The 19,273-nt window shown below is 70.8% G+C and carries 15 protein-coding genes; 10 read left to right on the top strand and 5 right to left on the bottom strand.

Annotation, left to right across the window (positions count from 1 at the left end):
- Positions 1-29: 29 nt before the first annotated feature.
- Genes GCE65_RS11400 through GCE65_RS11385 form a run of 4 tightly spaced genes read right to left on the bottom strand, consistent with a single transcriptional unit; the run spans position 30 to position 3,641 of the window.
- Positions 30-713, bottom strand: a complete 684-nt coding sequence (locus GCE65_RS11400; RefSeq protein ID WP_228759915.1) for an EboA domain-containing protein — start codon at positions 711-713, stop codon at positions 30-32.
- Positions 710-1,585, bottom strand: a complete 876-nt coding sequence (locus GCE65_RS11395) for a sugar phosphate isomerase/epimerase (RefSeq protein WP_153878477.1) — start codon at positions 1,583-1,585, stop codon at positions 710-712. The genes GCE65_RS11400 and GCE65_RS11395 overlap by 4 nt, the downstream gene beginning before the upstream one ends.
- Positions 1,582-2,454: an SCO3242 family prenyltransferase gene (locus GCE65_RS11390; RefSeq protein WP_153878476.1), complete on the bottom strand. Its 873-nt coding sequence runs from the start codon at positions 2,452-2,454 to the stop codon at positions 1,582-1,584. The genes GCE65_RS11395 and GCE65_RS11390 overlap by 4 nt, the downstream gene beginning before the upstream one ends.
- The gene (locus tag GCE65_RS11385) at positions 2,451-3,641 is read right to left on the bottom strand and encodes an inositol-3-phosphate synthase (protein WP_152910650.1); all 1,191 of its coding nucleotides are present in this window, start codon (positions 3,639-3,641) and stop codon (positions 2,451-2,453) included. The genes GCE65_RS11390 and GCE65_RS11385 overlap by 4 nt, the downstream gene beginning before the upstream one ends.
- Positions 3,642-3,935: 294 nt before the next feature.
- Here GCE65_RS11385 and GCE65_RS11380 point away from each other — a divergent pair, with 294 nt between their 5' ends.
- Positions 3,936-5,297 (top strand): polyprenyl synthetase family protein, encoded by a 1,362-nt coding sequence (locus tag GCE65_RS11380; RefSeq protein WP_194928685.1) that lies wholly within the window; start codon positions 3,936-3,938, stop codon positions 5,295-5,297.
- 143 nt (positions 5,298-5,440) lie between these two features.
- Here GCE65_RS11380 and GCE65_RS11375 read toward each other — a convergent pair whose 3' ends face one another.
- Positions 5,441-5,608, bottom strand: coding sequence for a hypothetical protein (locus tag GCE65_RS11375; RefSeq protein ID WP_153878474.1), 168 nt, complete (start codon positions 5,606-5,608; stop codon positions 5,441-5,443).
- Between the two features lie 310 nt (positions 5,609-5,918).
- Between GCE65_RS11375 and GCE65_RS11370 the strand changes: the two genes are divergently transcribed.
- From GCE65_RS11370 to GCE65_RS11330, 9 genes are all read left to right on the top strand, one after another.
- Positions 5,919-10,292, top strand: coding sequence for a PQQ-dependent sugar dehydrogenase (locus GCE65_RS11370; protein WP_153878473.1), 4,374 nt, complete (start codon positions 5,919-5,921; stop codon positions 10,290-10,292).
- 174 nt (positions 10,293-10,466) lie between these two features.
- Positions 10,467-11,108, top strand: a complete 642-nt coding sequence (locus GCE65_RS11365) for a hypothetical protein (RefSeq protein ID WP_228759914.1) — start codon at positions 10,467-10,469, stop codon at positions 11,106-11,108.
- Positions 11,109-11,355: 247 nt separating this feature from the next.
- Positions 11,356-11,769, top strand: a complete 414-nt coding sequence (locus tag GCE65_RS11360) for a hypothetical protein (RefSeq protein WP_153878472.1) — start codon at positions 11,356-11,358, stop codon at positions 11,767-11,769.
- A 299-nt stretch (positions 11,770-12,068) separates the two neighbouring features.
- Positions 12,069-13,208 carry a Gfo/Idh/MocA family protein gene (locus tag GCE65_RS11355; RefSeq protein ID WP_153878471.1) on the top strand — a complete coding sequence of 380 codons (1,140 nt, stop codon included), beginning with the start codon at positions 12,069-12,071 and terminating at the stop codon, positions 13,206-13,208.
- On the top strand, positions 13,205-14,713 hold the full coding sequence (locus tag GCE65_RS11350) for a sugar ABC transporter ATP-binding protein (protein WP_370460112.1): 1,509 nt from the start codon (positions 13,205-13,207) through the stop codon (positions 14,711-14,713). The genes GCE65_RS11355 and GCE65_RS11350 overlap by 4 nt, the downstream gene beginning before the upstream one ends.
- Positions 14,710-15,804 carry an ABC transporter permease gene (locus tag GCE65_RS11345; RefSeq protein ID WP_153878469.1) on the top strand — a complete coding sequence of 365 codons (1,095 nt, stop codon included), beginning with the start codon at positions 14,710-14,712 and terminating at the stop codon, positions 15,802-15,804. The genes GCE65_RS11350 and GCE65_RS11345 overlap by 4 nt, the downstream gene beginning before the upstream one ends.
- A complete protein-coding gene (locus tag GCE65_RS11340; RefSeq protein WP_153878468.1) occupies positions 15,801-16,838 on the top strand; it encodes an ABC transporter permease in 1,038 nt (345 codons plus the stop codon). The genes GCE65_RS11345 and GCE65_RS11340 overlap by 4 nt, the downstream gene beginning before the upstream one ends.
- 88 nt (positions 16,839-16,926) lie before the next feature.
- Positions 16,927-18,168, top strand: a complete 1,242-nt coding sequence (locus GCE65_RS11335) for a substrate-binding domain-containing protein (RefSeq protein ID WP_153878467.1) — start codon at positions 16,927-16,929, stop codon at positions 18,166-18,168.
- Positions 18,169-18,366: 198 nt separating this feature from the next.
- Positions 18,367-19,233: a sugar phosphate isomerase/epimerase gene (locus tag GCE65_RS11330; RefSeq protein ID WP_194928684.1), complete on the top strand. Its 867-nt coding sequence runs from the start codon at positions 18,367-18,369 to the stop codon at positions 19,231-19,233.
- The last annotated feature ends 40 nt before the right edge of the window (positions 19,234-19,273 follow it).

Genomic DNA, 19,273 nt, shown 5'->3' with positions numbered 1-19,273 from the left:
TGCCGGCGGATCGGGGGTGATCGGACAGGTCAGGGCGCCGGGACGGTCGGCAGGGCCGCCGCGACGTCGGGGAAGCGGGCCGCGACCTCGGGGAAGTGGTCGAGTACGAGGCGCGAGTCCGGGGGGATGGGCCGGCCCGCGGCGCAGCGCTCGTGCCCGAAGGCCGCGACCATCCGCGCGAGCTCGGCGTCCGCCCGCTCGCGCAGGCGCTGGACGGCCGCGAGCGGCACCCCGATGAACAGGCACTTGAGCACGCCCTGGCGCCACGCGTCGTCGTCGAGGTGCTCCCCGGCCCAGGCGCCCATCGCCGCGCCCACGAGGCGCAGGTCGTTCGTGCGCAGGGCATCGGTCACGAGCGCCCGGGCGCCCTCGCCGACGTCGAGGGCGGGCAGGGAGCGCAGGATCGCGCGCTTCTCGTCGCCGTCGCCGTATCGGTACAGCGCCGCCACCTCGGCGGCGCGCTGCTCGTCCGGCTGCGCCGAGGCGAGGGTCTCGAGCAGAACCGCACGGACGGCGTCGTCGAGGGTCGGGCCGGTGATGCCGGTCGGATCCGCCTCGTCGAGCGGTCCGCGGGCGACCTCGCGGGCCGCCGCCGGGAACAGGCGCCCGATCGCGGCCGGATCGGCGGCGATCGCCGCGGTCATCTCGGTGAGTCGGTCGGCGGCGGCGGGCGTGAGCCGCCCGTCGAGTGCGGCTCGGGCTCGCTGGGTCATGATGCCTCCTCGGTGGCGGGGGATGGGGAGCGGGGGAGCCGGTCGAGCGCGTCGCGCAGGGCCCGCATCGATCGGGCCGCGGTGGCGGGGGCCGTGGGGCTGTGCCGGGCGAGCTCGACCGAGACGAGGCCGCGGTAGTCGATCTCGAGCAGCGCGCCGAGCGCGGCCGGCAGGTCGAGTTCGCCCTCGCCGAACTCGAGGTGCTCGTGCACGCCGCGGCGCATGTCCTCGATCTGGACGTGCAGCACGTCGCCGGCGGCGCCGCGGATGCAGTCGGCCGGCGACTCGTCCTCGATGCACACGAGATGGCCCACGTCGACCGTGGCCCCCAGGGTGGGCGGTGAGCCGAGCCGGCGGCGCAGCTCTCGCAGGTCGGCGAGGGTCTCGATGAACATCCCCGGTTCCGGCTCGAACGCGAGCCGGACCCCCGCGGCCTCGGCGTGGGGCACGAGCTCCGACATCCCGGCGAGCAGCCGCTCCCAGCCGGCCCCGGGGGAGTCTGCGGCGGGGAGGATCCCCGACCAGAGGTGCACGACGTCGGCGCCGAGGTCCCGCGCGATCTCGACCGCCCGGCGGGTCAGCTCGAGCCGCGGCTCGCGCCCGGCGGCCGAGACGAGGGTCGGCTCGTGCTTGCGCCAGGGGTCGAGTAGGTACCGGGCGCCGGTCTCGACGACCACGCCGAGGCCGCGTTCGGTGAGCATGGCCCGGGCGGCGTCGACCCGGGCGGGCAGGCCCGGCGCGAACGGGTCGAGGTGCTGGTGGTCGAGGGTGAGGGCGACCCCGTCGTAGCCGAGGCCGGCGATGACGTCGAGCGCGGCGGGCAGCGGGTGGTCGCCGAAGCCGTTCGTGCCGTAGGACAGCCGCAGGCTCATGTCGGCGACACCAGCTTCGCGCCGGCGCGCAGCGCGGGCCCGGCAGCCAGGAGGGCCGCGGCCGCCGCGACCGCGCCCCGGCCGGCCATGAGCGCCGCCTGGAGCGGGACGAGGCCGTGGATCCCGCTGCGGGTCGCCCGCCGCACGGTGCCGGCGTCCGGGCTGCGGACGGCGGCGGCCTGGGCGCGTCCGACGCTCGCCGCGTATCCCGCGGCGCACCCCGCCGCGGCCAGCCGCGCCGGCGGCCGGCCCGAGCGCAGGGACGACGCGGCGACCGTGGCCGTGACGGCGGCGGTCACCGAGAGCGCGGCTCGGGCGGTCGCCGGGGACGAGCCGTGCACCTCGCCGCGGCTCAGCGCGGTGACGGCCGTGACGTGGGTGCCGACCGCGAGTGCGGCCGGCAGGCCCGAGCGCCGGCCGCGCGGGGCGGTGGACGCGCCGAGGAGCACGTTGAGGAACCGGGCCGAGCCCATGACGAGCGGGCCCGCCGGGGTCGGCTTCGCCAGCAGGTCGTATGCCCAGACGGCGCCGGCGAGCGGGATCGCGGTGGCGAGCGGGCGCCGTCCACTCGCAGCCGCCAGGGCGAGGCCGGTGGCGGTGAGCCCGCCGGCGAGCCGCAGCGCGGTGGCCGGGGTCACCCGGCCGGAGGGGATCGGCCGCTCCGGGCGCTCGACGGCGTCCAGGTCTCGGTCCGCGTAGTCGTTCAGGGCCATCCCGGCCCAGTAGAGGCAGACGGAGGAGGCCGCGAGGGCGGCGGGCCGCCAGCCCCGCAGGGCCCCGGCCGCCGCCGCTCCCGAGAACACGTCCCCGGGAGCGGTGAGCGCGGCCGGGAGCCGCACGAGTTCGGCGAGGTCGCGCAGCGAGGTCATGCGGGCAGCGCGAGCTTCGCGCACCAGTCGGTCAGGGCGGTCCACTGTGCGGAGATCGAGTGCTCACCGCTGCCCATCGGCTCCTTGAAGAAGAACGACAGCGCGCCGATGACGCCGACCTGTCCGGCCTCGTGCGCCCGGGCCACGAGCCGCACGAGGTCGAGCACGAGGGGCGCGGCCAGGGCGGAGTCGCAGCCCTGCCAGGTGAACTGCATAGTCATCCGGGTGCCGAGGAATCCCTCGAAGGAGACGTGGTCCCACGCGGTCTTCCAGTCGCCGAGGTCCTCGACGTAGTCGATGCGCAGGGGGCCGTCGACGTGGTGTCCGAGGATCGCGTCGACGCCGGCGCCCTTCGTGGCGGTCTTGCTCGCCACGGCCACCGGGTCGGCGAGTGCCTGGCCGTCGCCGCCCCCGAGGAGGTTGTAGGACGCCCACGACCGCACGGCGAGGTTGCGGGTCGCGAACATCGGGGCCAGGGTCGTCTTGACGAGGGTCTCCCCGGTCTTGCCGTCCCGGCCGGCCCACGGCAGGCCCTGCTGCTCCGCCAGTTCCCCGAGCGCCGCCGGGGCCGGGCCGGGGCTCGGGGTGAAGGCGACGAGCGGGCAGCCGGCCCGGTAGGCGGCGTAGGCGTAGGCCGAGCTCTGCGGCAGGGGGGCGGCGCCGGCGTCCAGCGCGCTCTCGAGCGCCGCGAGGCTGTCGAGTTCGGGCGTGGAGGCGGCCGGGGCCTCGGTGTTGCTCACGTCCACGACGATGACCCGGGCGAGGTCGTTGTCCCGCTGGAAGGCGCGGATGTCGGCCTCGATCGCGTCGAGGACGGCGCGCTGGGTCGCCTGCTGCGGGGCGAGCCGGATGCGGGCGTCGGCGGCGCCGAGCTCGGCGTCCAGGGCCCGCACGAGCGCGGTCGGGAAGACTCCGGAATCGGCGAGCAGCTGCGCGCGTTCGGTCAGTGGGGTGCTGCTGACGTCGTGGCCGCCGGTCACGAGGGTGCCGACGTCGAGGAGGCCCGCGGCCGCGACCGGCTCGAGCTCGGAGACCAGTCCGGTCCGGTCCGAGAGCCCGGCGCTCACGGCGAGGGTTCCGATCGTCGCGGTCGTGGCCACCGAGCCCCGGGCTCCGACGAACCAGATGCCTGTCCGGGCCGTGCCTGCCTGCGTGCCCACGTTGTCACGTGCCTGGCTTGTCGTCATATCTCTCACCTCTGTGATGTGACCGTCGCGCCGTGGCAGCGGCGATCGGCTGTGATCTATCTGTATCGACGAGGGTGCAACGAAGTGTCCGACTTACGTTAGTCGCGGCTTCGCGTTCGTAAGTGCGGCAACTTGCGTCACTCTCTCAGGTCAGGTTATATGAAAGTCGTCACTATGCAAGCCACCCCGGTGAAGCCGCCGGCAGGCGCCGACGGTCGCCGGGGGCTCCTCCGAACGGAGACCGTGGGCCCAGACCGTGGGCCCGGAGTGCGTGAGGATCGGGAAGGTGCCGAGATGAACAACGATGCGTACCCGCAGGGCCCCGCTCCCGAGGTCGGGGCGGTGCTCGAGGGGCTCATGGCCGAGAACCGGCGCCGAGCGGCCGGCCACGGCGCGGCCTGCGACCTGCTGTGGCGGGAGTTGCGACGCGCGGTCGCCGGCGGCAAGCACTTCCGCGGCCGGCTCGTGATCGACGTGCACCGCGGCCTCGGCGGCGGCGATCATCCGGCGGCCGCGCGGCTCGGCGCGGCCTTCGAACTCCTGCACGCCGGCTTCCTCGTGCACGATGACCTCATCGATCACGACACCGTGCGCCGCGGGGTGCCGAACCTCGCCGCCGGCATGCATGCGGCCGCGGCGGCCGCCGGCGCGGGGAGCGCACCGGCACAGCACTTCGCGGAGGCCTCCGCCGTGCTCGCGGGCGATCTCGCGATCGGGCTGGCCCACCGGCTCGTGGCGGAGGTGGACGGCCCGGCCCGGCTCCGAGGGGAGCTCGCCGAGCTGCTGTGGGACACGATCTTCGTGAGCGTGGCCGGTGAGCTCGACGACGTCGCGGCGGGCCACGGGCTGTGGGAGGTCTCGCACGAGAAGGCGATGTCGATCGCCGCGGAGAAGACCGCCTTCTACTCCTTCCAGGCCCCGGTGCGGGCCGCGGCGATCCTGGCGGACGCCCCCGCCGGCGCGCGCGAGCTGCTCGACGAGATCGGGCACGGCCTCGGGGTCGCGTTCCAGCTGGCCGACGACCTGGTCGGGCTGTTCGCGCCCGAGGAGGTGACGGGCAAGAGCTCGCTGTCCGATCTGCGGGAGGGCAAGGCGACCTCGCTCATGCTGCACGCGCGCACCCTGCCGGTGTGGTCGAGCCTGCGCGATCACCTCGGACGCGCGGACCTCGACATGGCCACCGCCGAGGCGATGCGCACGGAGCTGGCCCGATCGGGTGCGCCGGTGGAGGTCGACCGGCAGGCGCGGGAGGTGCTCGCGCGCCTCCGCGAGACGCTGGCCGGCGCGGCGCTCGGGCCGGCGGTGACCCGGGTACTCCTCGGCGCCGCCGGGATGATCGAGGCCTCCCTCGACGGCGCCGCCGAGTATGTGGCCCGCACGGCCCGCACGGCCCGCACGGCACCGGCGGCCGGCACGGCCCAGGGCGCCCAGGACGCGGAGGTCACGCAGGGCGCCCAGGACACACGGGACGCTCAGGACACACGGGACGCTCAGGACACACGGGACGCTCAGGACACACGGGACGCTCAGGACACACGGGACGCTCAGGACACACGGGACGCTCAGGACACACGGGACGCTCAGGACACACGGGGCGCCCAGGACACACGGGGCGCTGAGGACGCCCAGGCCCGCCCGGCCCGGTGTGAGCGCTGAGTCGGCGCTGCGGATCGTGTCGGTCGTCGGGAGGCGACGGACGCCGCGTGGCCGGTCCGTGTCGGCGCGCTCCGGGCCACGGGTGGTGAATGGCCGAGGAATTCGATTCGACGAAAGTGACTTCGGGATAAGCCGATAGTCTATTAACGGGAATGCGGATCGACATATGGCCCGAGGCTTTGGGTGATGTCGTACGTGCGGTCGGTCGGATCATCCGAATGGTCGTCACCGATCGGGAGGTTCGGCGTTCGACCGGAGGATGGCGTTCGATGCTCGTTTTCGGCGCAGAACGCGCGCTCGTCGATCGGCATGACGCTCGTTTTCGTTCATCACGCACCGGAACGCGACTTCTCTGTGCAGAAGTGTGACATTTGAGCGAGTCTGCACTCCAGACTTCATGGTTGACGATTACAAAACTGCGACTAGGGTGGGACACATCACGGTAATCAGGGCCGGTGGCCCGCCGCATGTGGTGTCCACGCCGCCCCCGTGACCAACCGACGCTGCTCACGTCGCCGTGCTGCTGTGCCATCTCGCGATCTGGGCGCGCAATTTCGAGGAGGAAATGTGGTCAGAAGGAGAAGGGCCGGCCGATGGTCGGCCCGAGGCGCGGCGGCGGTCATGGCCGCCGGCTTGGTGTTGCCGCTCGCGATCAGCGGGGCGAGTGCTCATCCTGGGCACGACGGCGACACCGACCCGGCCGGTACCGCCGCCCTCGCAGCGGAGGATCCCGCACTCGAGTGGGACAACTACGAGAAGATCCTGCTCACCAAGAACACCGGTGAGCCGATCGACCTGGCGGTGCTGCCCGACTCGCGCGTGCTGCACACGGCGCGCGACGGCGTCGTCCGCCTGACGGACCCGTCGACGGGCCTCACCCGTGAGGTCGCAGACATCGACGTCTACAACAACTCCGAAGACGGCCTCCAGGGCATCGCCCTCGACCCGGACTTCGAGGAGAACAACTGGGTCTACCTCGTCTACGCCCCGCGCGTCATGGCGGGGACCTCGCCGACCGGGGTCGCCTACCCGGAGACGACACCGCAGGGGAGCGCCCCCGAGCAGCTCCCGGACGGAGCCGACGCGGACACGTACTGGGACCAGTGGCTCGGCTACAACGTGCTGTCCCGGTTCCAGTGGGACGGCGCCTCGAACACCCTCGACCTGACGAGCGAGCAGGAGATCATCAAGATCACCGCCCAGCGCGGTCAGTGCTGCCACGTCGGTGCCGACATCGCCTTCGACGGGGACGGCAACCTCTATCTGTCCTCGGGCGACAACACCCCCGCGGGCACGCCCGGTGCGAACGGGTTCACCCCGATCAACAACGCCCCGGGCATGAACCCGGGCTTCGACTCCCGCCGCGGCGCGGGCAACAGCAACGACCTGCGCGGGTCGATCCTGCGGATCGACGTTCTGGACCAGATCGCGCAGGGCGCCGAGCCCGGTCCCGGGAGCACGTACGACATCCCGGCCGGGAACCTCTTCGACTCACCCGAGTACGACCCGGACCTCGTGCGCGAGGAGATCTACGTCACGGGTCTGCGCAATCCGTTCCGGATGGACTACGACCTCGAGTCCGGCGCGCTCATGTGGGGCGACTACGGCCCCGACTCCGGTTCGGCCCAGGCCGACCGCGGCCCCATGGGGTATGTCGAGTGGCAGGTGACGACCGAGCCGATGAACGGCGGCTGGCCCTATTGCCACGGGCCGAACGACGGCGGCGCCTACAACGAGTGGGACTACGAGACCGGCACCCCCGGTGAGTTCTTCGACTGCGCCGCCCCGGTGAACAACTCCACCTGGAACACCGGCCTGACCGAGCTCCCGGCGGTCACGCAGCCGCAGATCTGGTACGGCGACAACGCCGGGGACCAGCCCTGGGACGAGTTCGTGACCTTCTCGAGCCGCGGCGGTCAGGCCCCGATGGGCGGGCCCGTCTTCCGCTACGACGAGACCAACCCCTCACCGACTCAGTTCCCGGAGTACTGGGACGGCAAGGCCTTCATGGCCGAGTTCTCCCAGGACTACGTCGCGGCCATCGAGATGGACGAGCTCTCGAGCGCCGGGGAGGTCACCGGCGTGACCAACTTCCTGCCGAGCTCGGCTCTCTACGAGCAGGCGGCACCCGAGTGGTCGGGAATCATGGACATGGAGTTCGGGCCGGACGGCTCCCTCTATGTGCTCGAGTACGGCAAGGGCTTCTTCCGGCAGAACCCGGAGGCGGGCATCTACCGCATCGACTACAACCCGGAGAACAAGACCCCCCGGCCGGCGATCTCGGTCGACAAGGTCTCCGGCAGTGACGCCCCGCTCGACGTGACCTTCGACGCCTCCGGCTCCTTCGATCCGGAGGGCGAGGCACTCACCTACGAGTGGGACTTCGACGGCGACGGCGTCATCGACGACCAGGGCGAGACGATCACCCACACCTACTCCGAGCTCGGCCAGTACAAGGCGATCCTGCGCGTGACGGATCCGGAGGGCCTCTTCGGCCTGGCCGTCCAGCAGATCACGGTCGGCAACACCGCGCCGGAGATCACCCTCGACGTCGACGACGGTTCGTTCTTCGACTGGGGCGACAGCGTCGACATCACCGTGTCCGTCACGGACGCGGAGGACGGCGACACACCGGACTGCGCGCGGGTCGGGCACACCTTCGGGCTCGGCCACGACCAGCACGCCCACCCCGAGGTCACCGGCACCGGGTGCGAGTTCACGATCCAGACGAGCGAGAGCGCGAAGGACCACGGGGCGGGAGAGAAGATCTTCGGAACCCTCGTGGTGAGCTACACCGACGACGCCCAGGGCGACGTCCCGGCGACGACCGGGGAGGCCACGCTCATCCTCACGCCGACGCTGCAGGAGGCCGAGTGGTACGACACGGCCGAGGGCATCACGGTGGTCAACGACGCCGGCGCCAGCGGTGGCTCGTACGTGACCGAGTTCGACGACGGCGATTCGCTCACCTTCTCGCCGATCGCGTTCACGCACGCTCCCAGCGGTGAGGTCATGGACTCCGTGACCGCCACGGGCACGGGCACGGGCACGATCTCGCTGGGCTGGAACGACGAGCCGGCACCGTTCGCCGAACTGGCGTTCACCGGAGCCGACGGCTGGCAGAGCGTCGAGGCGGCCCTCGAGACCGTCCCCGCGGGTTCCGGTTCGCTCGTGGTGACCAGCACCGGGGGAGTCGACCTCGACTCGCTCGCCTTCCACTCGGACGCGGGGCAGGGCCCCGCGGCTCCCGTGTGCGCGAACCCCGGTGCCGAGATCTCGGCGGACGACGAGTTCGACGGTGATGAGGTCGACGCCTGCCGTTGGGACATCATCGACTACGACCCGGCCCTGGCAGGGGTCAGCGACGGCGCCTACCGGGTGACCACGGTCGATGCCGACATCAACGGCACGGTGAACGAGCCCGTTCCGAACATCCTGCGTTCGACCGTCGTCGAGGGCGACGAGTGGACCGTGGAGACCAAGTTCAACTCGGGCTTCTCGAGCCAGTGGCACCAGGCCGGGATCATGGTCTACGCCGACCCCGACAACTACGTCAAGGTCGACCCGGTCTTCGCCGCCGACACGGCGGGCAACGAGGCGCCCCTGCGCCTGGAGATCCGTTCCGAGGTGAACGGGCAGTTCCAGCAGCCCGAGCAGGCCGACATCGCCGACCTGCCGCTCTCCGAGAACGGCGACTACTACGTCCGGCTCAGCCGCTCCGGCGATACGTTCACGGGAGCGTTCTCCTATGACGGCCAGGAGTGGACGGATCTGCCCGGCTCGGTGACGCACAGCGGACTCGGCGACGCCGGGCCCGGCCTGTTCACGGTCGGCAAGAGCCAGTCCGAGCCGACCGAGGTCGCCTTCGACTACTTCCGGGTGGTCGATGAGGTGCCGGTCGAGCCGGTGGTGGTACCGGTCGACCGGGTGTCGATTCAGCTGTATTCGTTGATCCCATGGGTGAATGCGGATGGGCTGGAGTCGGTGCTGGGCCGGTTGGGTTCGATCGGTTTGGAGAATATCGAACCGTATGGCGGGAACTACAGCGGCTATACGGCCGGGGAGTTCCGTGCACTGGCGGATGCGAATGGATTGAGCGTGCCGTCCTCTCACTACAATGTGAGCGAGGGCAGCTTCGATCAGACGCTGGCGTATGTTTCGACCGTGGGTCAGGAGTACGTGGGTTCGGGCGGATTCCCCAGTCCGGGAATCGGCACGTACGAGAACACGCTGGCCACGGCCGAGGCGATGAACCGGCTGGGTCAGCGGTCCGTCGAGGCGGGTGTGGGCAAGTTCTTCGGCCACAACCATGCCGGCGAGTTCACCACGACCTATGAGCACGAGGGCGAGGTGCTCTCGGCATGGGAGATCCTCGTGCGCGAGACCGATCCCGAGTTCGTGACGTTCCAGGTGGACGTCGGTTGGGCGGCCCATGCCGGTGTGGATGTGCCGACGCTGCTCGAGACCTACGGCGACCGGATCGATCTGCTCCACATCAAGGACGCCATCAACCTGGGCGGTCCCGGAAGTCCGCAGTTCACGAACCTCGGTGAGGGCGATGTGCCGTTGCAGGCGATCCTGGCGGCGGCGCTCGAGGCCGATATCGCGTACTACGTGATGGAGTACGACCTGGCCCCTCAGGGTGAGGAGTTCGTGACGACCGGGTTCGAGTACCTCACCGGGCTCGAGGCCGGTGAGCCGGAGCCGCCGGCGGAGGTGCTGACGGAGACGTCGGTGACGACTCGGTGTGTGGCCGGTCGGCAGGTGTTGGTGGCGTCGGTGACGAATGTGGCCGGTGTCCCGCTCGATGTGAGTGTGGAGACGGCCTTCGGTACCAGGTCTGTTGTGGGTCTGGCCGATGGTGCGACGAAGTCGCTCGCGTTCACGACGCGGTCGGTCGCGATCGACGGCGGTGAGCTCACCGTCGATGCGACGGGCGGCGACGGGCTGGATGGGCAGGAGGTGCTCGCCTACGAGGCGGTGTCCTGCTCGTAGGTCGAGTGGGTCGGTGGTCGGTCCGTTCCCCGGGGGTGTGTGTTCCCGGGGGCGGGCCGGCCCCGGCCGGCCACCCGCGGGTGGCCGGGTCGTTGTTGTGATGTGTGGTTCGCGGGCCCGGTGGGCCTGTGTCGTATCGATCGGTTCGGTGTTGAGCCGGAATGGGAGAAGAAGATGGTCAAGCGCAGTGTGGTTCAGCGCGGTGTGGTCGGGCGTGCCGTGGTCGGTGCGGTCGGTGGTGTGATGCTCGTGGGTGTGGGGACGGCGGCGATGGCCGCGCATCCGGATGCCGAGGACACCAGTGCGGTCGAGATCGGTGTCGAGATCGAGTCGGTGGGTGCGTTGACGATGACGGTCGATGGCACGGAGTCGACGCTGGTCGAGGACGGGTCGACCGAGGAGTTCCGTCAGTTCACCGGGGAGTTGCCGAATGTGACCGTGACCGATGATCGCAGTGACGCGCCCGAGGGCGTGTACTGGTATGTGGTGGGTCAGGCGAGTGACTTCGTGGGTGATGCGGGGCAGGCCTCGATCGGTCCGGAGCACCTGGGGTGGACGCCGGCGATGGTGACCGAGAGTTCGAGCGGGGCCGTGGGTGAGGGGCAGGAGGTCGGTACCGTGCTCGACGCGGTCGGCGAGGGTCCCGGGTTGGCGGGTGAGGAGTTGTTCCTGCTGACGCTCGACTCCCAGGAGGCGCAGGCGGAGAACGGCAGTTGGACGGCGAATGCGGACCTGGTGCTGCGTACCGAGACCGATGTGGCCCCGGGCAGCTATTCCTCGGTGCTGACCCTCTCGCTCTTCGAAGACGGACAGTGACCCGACCCTGACCGAGCACGCCGACCGGACGGAGAGGCTCCGGTGCTCGGAATCCGTCGAGTGACCGTGACCGGGTCCTGTTCGCAGGACCCGGTCACGGTTCGCCCGTGCGTTACCGCGCACCGTTGGACGGGTAATGCAATTCGATATCGATGCAGATCGCCGCTATGCTCGGAGCGGGCCCGGGGGTATGGGCTACAGAACGCATCTCGAGGGCATGAGGGCACGACGACAGGAGTATGGACTAATGGCTCGTAACCGACGCTGGAATAGTATTTCGGCCCGATTCTTTGCGGGTGGTATTGCGGCTCTTTCGGTCATGGGGGCCTCGACCGACGGCGCGTCGAGCGAGACCATGGACGCCGACAGTGGCGTGCACGTCGACGTGGAGATCACGTCGACCGAGACGCCGACCGAGGCGCCGACCGAGCCTCCGACCGAGACGGCGACACCGACGGCGACACCGACCGGCGGGCCGACCTCGACGGAGGGGCCCACCTCGCCGGAGGGTCCGACGTCGAGCGCGTCGCCCAGTGATGACGGGGCGTTGTCGACGACCGGATTCGACCTCGGCGAACCCCTGCTCATCGCGGCGATCGCACTCGTCGCCGTCGGCGTCGTGGTGTACCTCGCCGTCCGCCGGCGCGCACGCAGCAGGTGAGCTGAGCTGAGCAGAGAGGCCTGCTCAGCCCGACTGAGGCCTGCTGAGGCCTGCTGAGCCCGACTGCGGCCTGCCGGGCCCGGCAGGCCCCAGGTCGGCAGGCCGTGGGACGGCGTCCGGGGGTCGGGCGCCGTCCCCGGCGTGACGCCGCGCGTTGCCGCTTTCGTCGATGAAAGTGGCACGGTTGCTCACGTTTCCGTCGGTTCGACGACCGCCAAACCGTGCCGCTTCACAGATGTCGCGCCACAGCAACCGCACTTTTGGTTGACAGGTTCTAGAAGTTCCTCTACGGTCTCCCCATGGCTGTAACTGACGTCACTGTCGACAAGAGAGCGCGCGCTGTCGCGGCAACGACCACATACCGGGCCGGGATCATCGGCGCCGGTTTCATGGGCGGTGTCCATGCTCGTGCGATCCGTGTCAACGGGGGCGAGGTGGTCGGCGTCGTCGCGTCCAATCCCGAGCGTTCCGCCGAGGCGAGCGAGGCGCTCCTGGCGACCCGTACGATCGCAAACGTCGACGAGCTGCTCAGCGCAGACGACGTGGACGTCGTGCACGTGTGCACCCCCAACTACCTGCACCACCCGCTCGTCATGCGCGCCATCGAGGCCGGCAAGCACATCGTGTGCGAGAAGCCGCTCGCCACGAACCCCGGCGATGCCCACGACATGTGGCAGGCCATCGAACAGACCGGCGCCGTCGGCACCGTCCCCTTCGTCTACCGGTTCCACCCGATGGTCCGCGAGGCCCGCGACCGGGTGCGCCGCGGCGAGCTCGGTCGGCTGCTGCTCGCCCACGGCGCCTACCTGCAGGACTGGCTCTGCGCCGCCACGGACGACAACTGGCGGGTGGATGCGCGCCAGGGCGGCCAGACGCGCGCGTTCGGTGACATCGGCTCCCACTGGTGCGACCTGCTCGAATTCGTCAGCGGCGACACGATCACCTCGCTGAGCGCCCGGAGCAACACCGTGAATGCGACCCGTGGCGTCGACTCCCGGCACGCGGTGGACACCGAGGACCTCGTGGTCATGCAGTTCGAGACCCGGGGCGGCGTGCTCGGCACCGCGACCATCTCCCAGGTCTCGCCCGGCCGGAAGAACCGGCTGCTGCTCGAGGTCTCGGGCACCGAGTCGACCCTGGCCTTCGACCAGGAGGAGTCGGAGAAGCTGTGGGTCGGCCGGCGCGAGGGCTCCCAGCTCCTCGTCCGCGACCCCGAGACGCTCTCCCCGGCCGCCGCCCGCTACACCACGGTCCCCGCCGGGCACCCACAGGGGTACCAGGAGTGCTTCGCGGGCTTCGTCGCGGACACCGCGAGCGCGATCGCGGGCGAGGCGCCGGACGGACTGCCGACCTTCGCCGACGGCCTCCGGGCCGCCCGGCTCGCCGACGCGGTCGTTCGGTCCGCGGCATCACAGACATGGGTGGAGGTCGACCGGTGACGAAGACGACAGGGGCGCCGTTGCTCCGAATGAGCGGGATCACGAAGTCGTTCTTCGGCGTCGAGGTCCTGCACGGCATCGACCTCGAGGTCCGCGCCGGTGAGGTGCATGCCCTCGTCGGCGAGAACGGCGCCGGCAAGTCCACGGTCATGAAGATCCTCGCGGGGGTCCACCAGGCCGACGGCGGCACGATCACCCTCGACGGCCGCGAGGTCGCCTTCTCCCATCCCCTCGAGGCTCAGGCCGCCGGGGTGACCACGGTCTTCCAGGAGTTCAACCTGCTCCCCGAGCGCACCGTGGCCGAGAACGTCTACCTGGGCCGCGAGCCCCGTAAGCACGGCCTGGTCGACCGGGCGCGGATGGTGCGCGAGACGACCGCCCTGTTCGACGACCTGGGCATCGACGGCATCTCCGCCCACACGAGGGTGCGCAGCCTCTCCGTCGCCGAGCAGCAGGTCGTCGAGATCGTCAAGGCGATGAGCTTCGACGCCCGCATCATCTCGATGGACGAGCCGACCGCCGCGCTCGCCGACCACGAGGTCGAGCTCCTCTACGGCCTCGTGCACCGGTTGCAGGAGCGCGGGGTGGCCGTGCTCTACGTCTCCCACCGGCTCAAGGAGATCTTCGACCTCTGCGACCGCATCACCATCCTCAAGGACGGCGCCCTGGTCGACTCGGTCGACGCGGCCGACATCACCACCGACGAACTCGTGCGCAAGATGGTGGGCCGCTCGATGAGCGCGATGTTCCCGGAGAAGCGCGAGGGCACGAGTGTCGGTGACGTCCGCCTGAGCGTGCGCGGCGCCGGCAACGGGATGGTCCGCGGCATCGACTTCGACGTCCACGGCGGCGAGATCGTGGCCCTCGCGGGCCTGCAGGGCAGTGGCCGCACCGAGATCGCCCACGGGATCTTCGGCGTCGAGCGGTTCGTCACCGGCGAGATCGCCGTCGACGGCACCCGCATCGACCCGCGCAGTCCGCGCGACGCCGTCCGCGCCGGGCTCGCCCTCGTGACCGAGGACCGCAAGGCCGAGGGGCTCGCCCTCAACCAGTCGGTCGCGGCCAACGTCCGGCTCGTGCTCGACGCCGTCATGCCGCGCAAGGCCAAGGCCGGCGCCCGCCGTGCCCCCGGGGTCCTCTCGTCGCTCGAACTCGCCGCCCGCAGCGGCGGCCACGAGGTCCGGTTCCTCTCCGGCGGCAACCAGCAGAAGGTCGTCCTCGCCAAGTGGTTGCTGACCGACCCGGGCGTCATCATCATGGACGAGCCCACCCGCGGCATCGACGTCGGCGCCAAGCACGCGGTGTACGAACTCATGCGCGACCTGGCGGCCCGGGGGGTGGCGATCGTGCTCATCTCCTCGGAACTGCCCGAGGTCATCGGCATGGCCGACCGCATCATCGTGCTGGGCGACGGCGAGATCAGCGGCGAACTGCCCGGTGGCGCCGACGAGGAGGAAGTCATGGCCCTGGCCATCCGCACCGACGCAATCGAGGAACTCGCATGACCGCCCCGACCGAATCGCGCGCCGCCGCGCCGGCGTCCCGAACGGGCACCGGGAGCTCCTCCCTGCAGTCGAGGCTGCGCTCGTTCCCGCTCATCTACGTCGCCCTCGTCATCGTCGTCGCCGTCGGCGCCGTGCTGCTCGCCACCGAGGGCGAGAACCTCTTCAGCGGCGGGTCGATCGTCGACATCCTCACCCGATCGAGCCTGCTCGGCTTCATCGCCATTGGGCAGACGTTCGTCATCCTGTGCCGCTCGCTCGACCTCTCGGTCGGCTACGTCGCCGCGCTGTCGAGTATCGTCGCGGCCGTCGTCATGAACGGACAGGAGTCCCGGGTCGTCCTCGGGATCGTCGCGGCGCTCGCCGTCTCCGCCGCCGTCGGGTTCTTCAACGGCGTGGTCACCACGAAGCTCGGAGTCCACGCCTTCATCACCACCCTCGGCGCCGGCCTCATGATCAAGGGCTTCCTCGACACCCAGTACCCCGGCCCGTCCGGCTCCGTGCCGAACTCGTTCGTGGCGTTCGGCTACACGCGCATCGGCATCCTGCCGCTCTCGACGATCATCATGCTCGTCATCGCCGTCGTCGGGATCATCGTGCTGCAGCGCACGCGCACCGGCCACAGCATGTTCGCCGTCGGCGGGAACATCGACGTCGCGCGCCTGTCCGGCATCCGCACGGACCGCACCCTCATCCTCGCCCACGTGGCCAGCTCGCTCATGGCGGGCCTGGCCGGCCTGCTCCTCGCGGCCCGGTTCAGCACCGGGGTGGGGGCGCAGATCTACAGCGCCGGCTACGACCTCGACTCGATCGCCGCGGTCGTCCTCGGCGGCACGCTCCTGCTCGGCGGCCGGGGCGGCATCGGCGGCACGATCGCCGCCGTGTTCATCCTCGGCGTGCTCGACAGCGTGTTCAACGAGCTGCAGATCGATCCGTTCGCCCGCGACGTGCTCCGCGGCGTCATCATCATCGCGGCCGTCGCGCTCTACGCCCGCCGTCAGATCGACCCGAACAAGGCGAGGACGAGGTTCCGTGAACTGACCTCGCGTGGCCGGAGAGCCGCCGCCCGCGCAGCCCAAGGAGGACGCTCATGACCGCCGCACCCACGCAGCTGCCCAGGCCCGCCCTGCTGGAGCGCCTCAAGCACAACGGCAGCGCCCCCGTGTTCGTCGTGCTCGTCGCCCTCGCGCTCGTCATGGTCTTCCTCAACCCGGGCTTCTACGAGCCGCCCTCGCTCATGGCGTTCCTGCGCTCCGCGGCGCCGCTCGTCATCCTGGCGATCGGCCAGTACTTCGTCATCGTCTCCGGGGAGTTCGACCTGTCGGTCGGCAGCCTCGTGGGCGCCCAGGTCGTCATCGCGGCGCGCCTGATCGACGGCGAGGAGAGCCGCACGTGGCCCGTCATCGCCCTCATGATCGGCTTCGGGCTCGTCGTCGGTCTCGTCAACGGCCTTGCGACGACGCTGCTGCGGGTCCCGTCGTTCATCACGACGCTCGGCACGATGCTCATGCTCTACGGGGCGATCCGGATGTGGACGGGCGGTTCCCCCACGGGCGCCCTCTCGGAGAGCTTCCGGCAGTGGGGCCGCATGGGCATCGAGATGCCGGTGCTGCGCCAGCTGCCGTACGCGGCGATCATCATGGTGGTCATCGCGGTCGTCGGGATCTACGTCATGCGCTCCTCCTACGGCCAGGTGCTCGTGGTGACCGGCGACAACGACACCGCCGCCACGTTCGCCGGCGGGCGGGTCTGGCTCGTGCGCACGGGCGCGTTCGTCCTCTCCTCGCTCATGGCGACCGTGGCGGGCATCCTCATCGGCGGCTTCGCCGGCGTCACCGCCCAGGTCGGGCAGGGCATGGAGTTCACGGCGATCACCGCCGTCGTGCTCGGTGGCGTGCTCCTCGGCGGCGGTCGCGGCTGGATCGTCGGCGCCATCGCCGGTGCGCTCACCTATCAGCTGCTCGAGCGGCTGCTCGTGCAGCTGGCGATGCCCTCGACCCTCAATCCGCTGATCCAGGGGGTCATCATCATCGCGGCCGTCGCCTTCGCCGCGAATCAGTCCCGCACCCGGCGCACGAAGGTCGCGGCCCAGGCCCCGGCCGAGCCGAGCCCCGTGGGAGTCGGATGACCTGACCTCGCGCCGCCACCCGGACTCCCCGTACCCGTCCCTTCGACCAACCCAACCCATCTCTCATCTCATACCAAGGAGGGTAAAGATGAAGCATAAGCTTCGAATGACCGCCGGATTCCTCAGCCTCGGCCTCGTGCTCGTCGCCTGTACGACCGATGCCTCGAACGAGACGCCGGAGGCCGCCGAGACGACTCAGGGCACCGACGGCGAGACCGACGCCGGCACCGCCGAGGGCGGCACGCCCGAGGGCGAGTTCTTCGTGCGCGCCGACTACGAGACCGAGCTCGCGCAGCGCGACATGACGCCCGAGGGCGACCCGGCCACGCCGTGGCTGCAGATGATCGAGCCGATCGAGATGGTCGACACCTCCGAGTTCGCCACCGAGGGCGGCGACGCGACCCTGTGCTTCTCCAACGCCTCGGTCTCGAACCCGTGGCGAGTCACCGGCTTCACCACGATGCAGCAGCAGGTCAAGGTCCTCCAGGAGGAGGGCGTCATCGGTGAGTTCCGCGTCGCGGACGCGGCCGACGACGACAACAAGCAGATCTCGGACATCCAGTCCTTCATCTCCGACGGCGACTGCGACGCGATCGTCATCTCGCCGTCGACGACCGCCACCCTCACCCCGGCCGTCGAGGCGGCCTGCGAGAGCGGCGCGCCGGTCATCGTCTTCGACCGCGGCGTGAACACCGACTGCGCGGTCACCTACATCCACCCGATCGGCGGCTACGCCTACGGCGCCACCGGTGCGGAGTTCCTCGTCGACAACCTCGAGCCCGGCTCGAAGGTGCTCGCGCTGCGCATCCTGCCCGGCGTCGACGTGCTCGAGCACCGCTGGGGTGCGGCGAACGACATCTTCGCGAACAGCGAGCTCGAGGTCGTCGGCGTCGAGTTCACCGAGGGCGACGCCGCCAAGATCAAGGACATCGTCACGCAGTACCTCCAGCGCGGCGACGTCGACGGCATCTGGATGGACGCCGGTGACGGCGCCGTCGCGGCCGTCGAGGCCTTCGAGGACATGGGCGTCGACTACCCCGTCTTCGTGGGTGAGGACGAGCTGAGCTTCATGCGCAAGTGGCAGGACACCGGCATGACCGCGGTCGGCATGAGCTACTCGAACTTCCAGTGGCGCACCCCGGTGCTCGCGGCCGAGATGATCTGGAACGGCGAGGAGGTCCCGGCCGAATGGGTGCTCCCGCAGGCCCCGATCACCGGTGACGACCTCGGCGACTACCTCGAGCGGAACGCGGACATGCCCTCGCTCCACTACGCCAAGTTCGGCGGCGAGGACCTTCCCGGCTTCCCGGAGGCCTGGCAGGGTCGCTGAGCCGACTCAGCCGACACCAGCCGGCACCGGCCGGCACCGGCCTGACACCGGTTGACGACTCGGCCGACCGGTCCCGGTGACCCGGCCGAGTCACCCCGATCCGTGGGGCGCGGCGCGTCCAGCACGCAGCACGCGCCGCGCCCCGCGATCTCCCGCCGCGATCACGCGGCCCTTTCTCCCCGACGAAGTGGATCGACGATGCCGTCCCGTATTCGACGCGCCCTGGGCGTCAACACCTGGGTGTGGACCTCCCCCCTGACCGACGAGTCCCTGCGCCGGCTCGCGCCGACCATCAAGGACTGGGGCTTCGACCTCATCGAGCTGCCGGTCGAGAACCTCGGCGACTGGGACCCCGTCGCGGCCGCGGCGCTGCTGGCCGACCTCGGCCTGGGCGCGACCGTCACCCTCGTCATGGGGCCGGGCCGTGAGCTCGTGGCCACGGACCCCGCGACCGTGCGAGTGACCCAGGACTACCTGCGCGGCGTGATCGATGCCGCCCACACCGTCGGCGCGTCCGTCATCGCCGGGCCCGCCTACGCCTCGGTCGGGCGCACCTGGCGGATGAGCGAGGCCGAACGCGCCGGCTGCTACGACGAGCTGGCCGCCCACCTCGCGCCGGTCGCAGCCCACGGCCGCGAGGCCGGGGTGAGCATCGCCGTCGAACCGCTCAACCGCTACGAGACCTCGCTCATCAACACGGTCGACCAGGCGCTCACGGCGCTGGCGGACGTGCCCGAGGTCGGCCTGCTGCTCGACGTCTATCACATGAACATCGAGGAGACCGACGTGCCGGCCGCGATCCGGCGGGCCGGCTCCCGGATCGCGCACGTGCAGGTCTGCGCGAATGATCGCGGGGCCCCCGGCGCCGACCACCTGCCGTGGCCCGAGATCGTGGCCGCGCTCGACGATGCGGAATACACCGGGCCGGTGTGCATCGAGTCCTTCACCGCGGAGAACGCGACCATCGCCACCGCCGCCTCGATCTGGCGCCCGCTCGCAGCGAGCCAGGACGCCATCGCGGTCGACGGTCTCGCCCACCTCCAGGCGGTGATGCCCCCCGCGTGACGTAGCCCGAGGCGCCGCGCGCGCCCCACCAGTGTCGGTG

Source organism: Pseudactinotalea sp. HY158 (genome assembly GCF_009660225.1).
In the GTDB taxonomy this organism is placed as follows: domain Bacteria; phylum Actinomycetota; class Actinomycetes; order Actinomycetales; family Beutenbergiaceae; genus HY158.
This window is presented reverse-complemented; position numbering and strand designations above follow the sequence as displayed.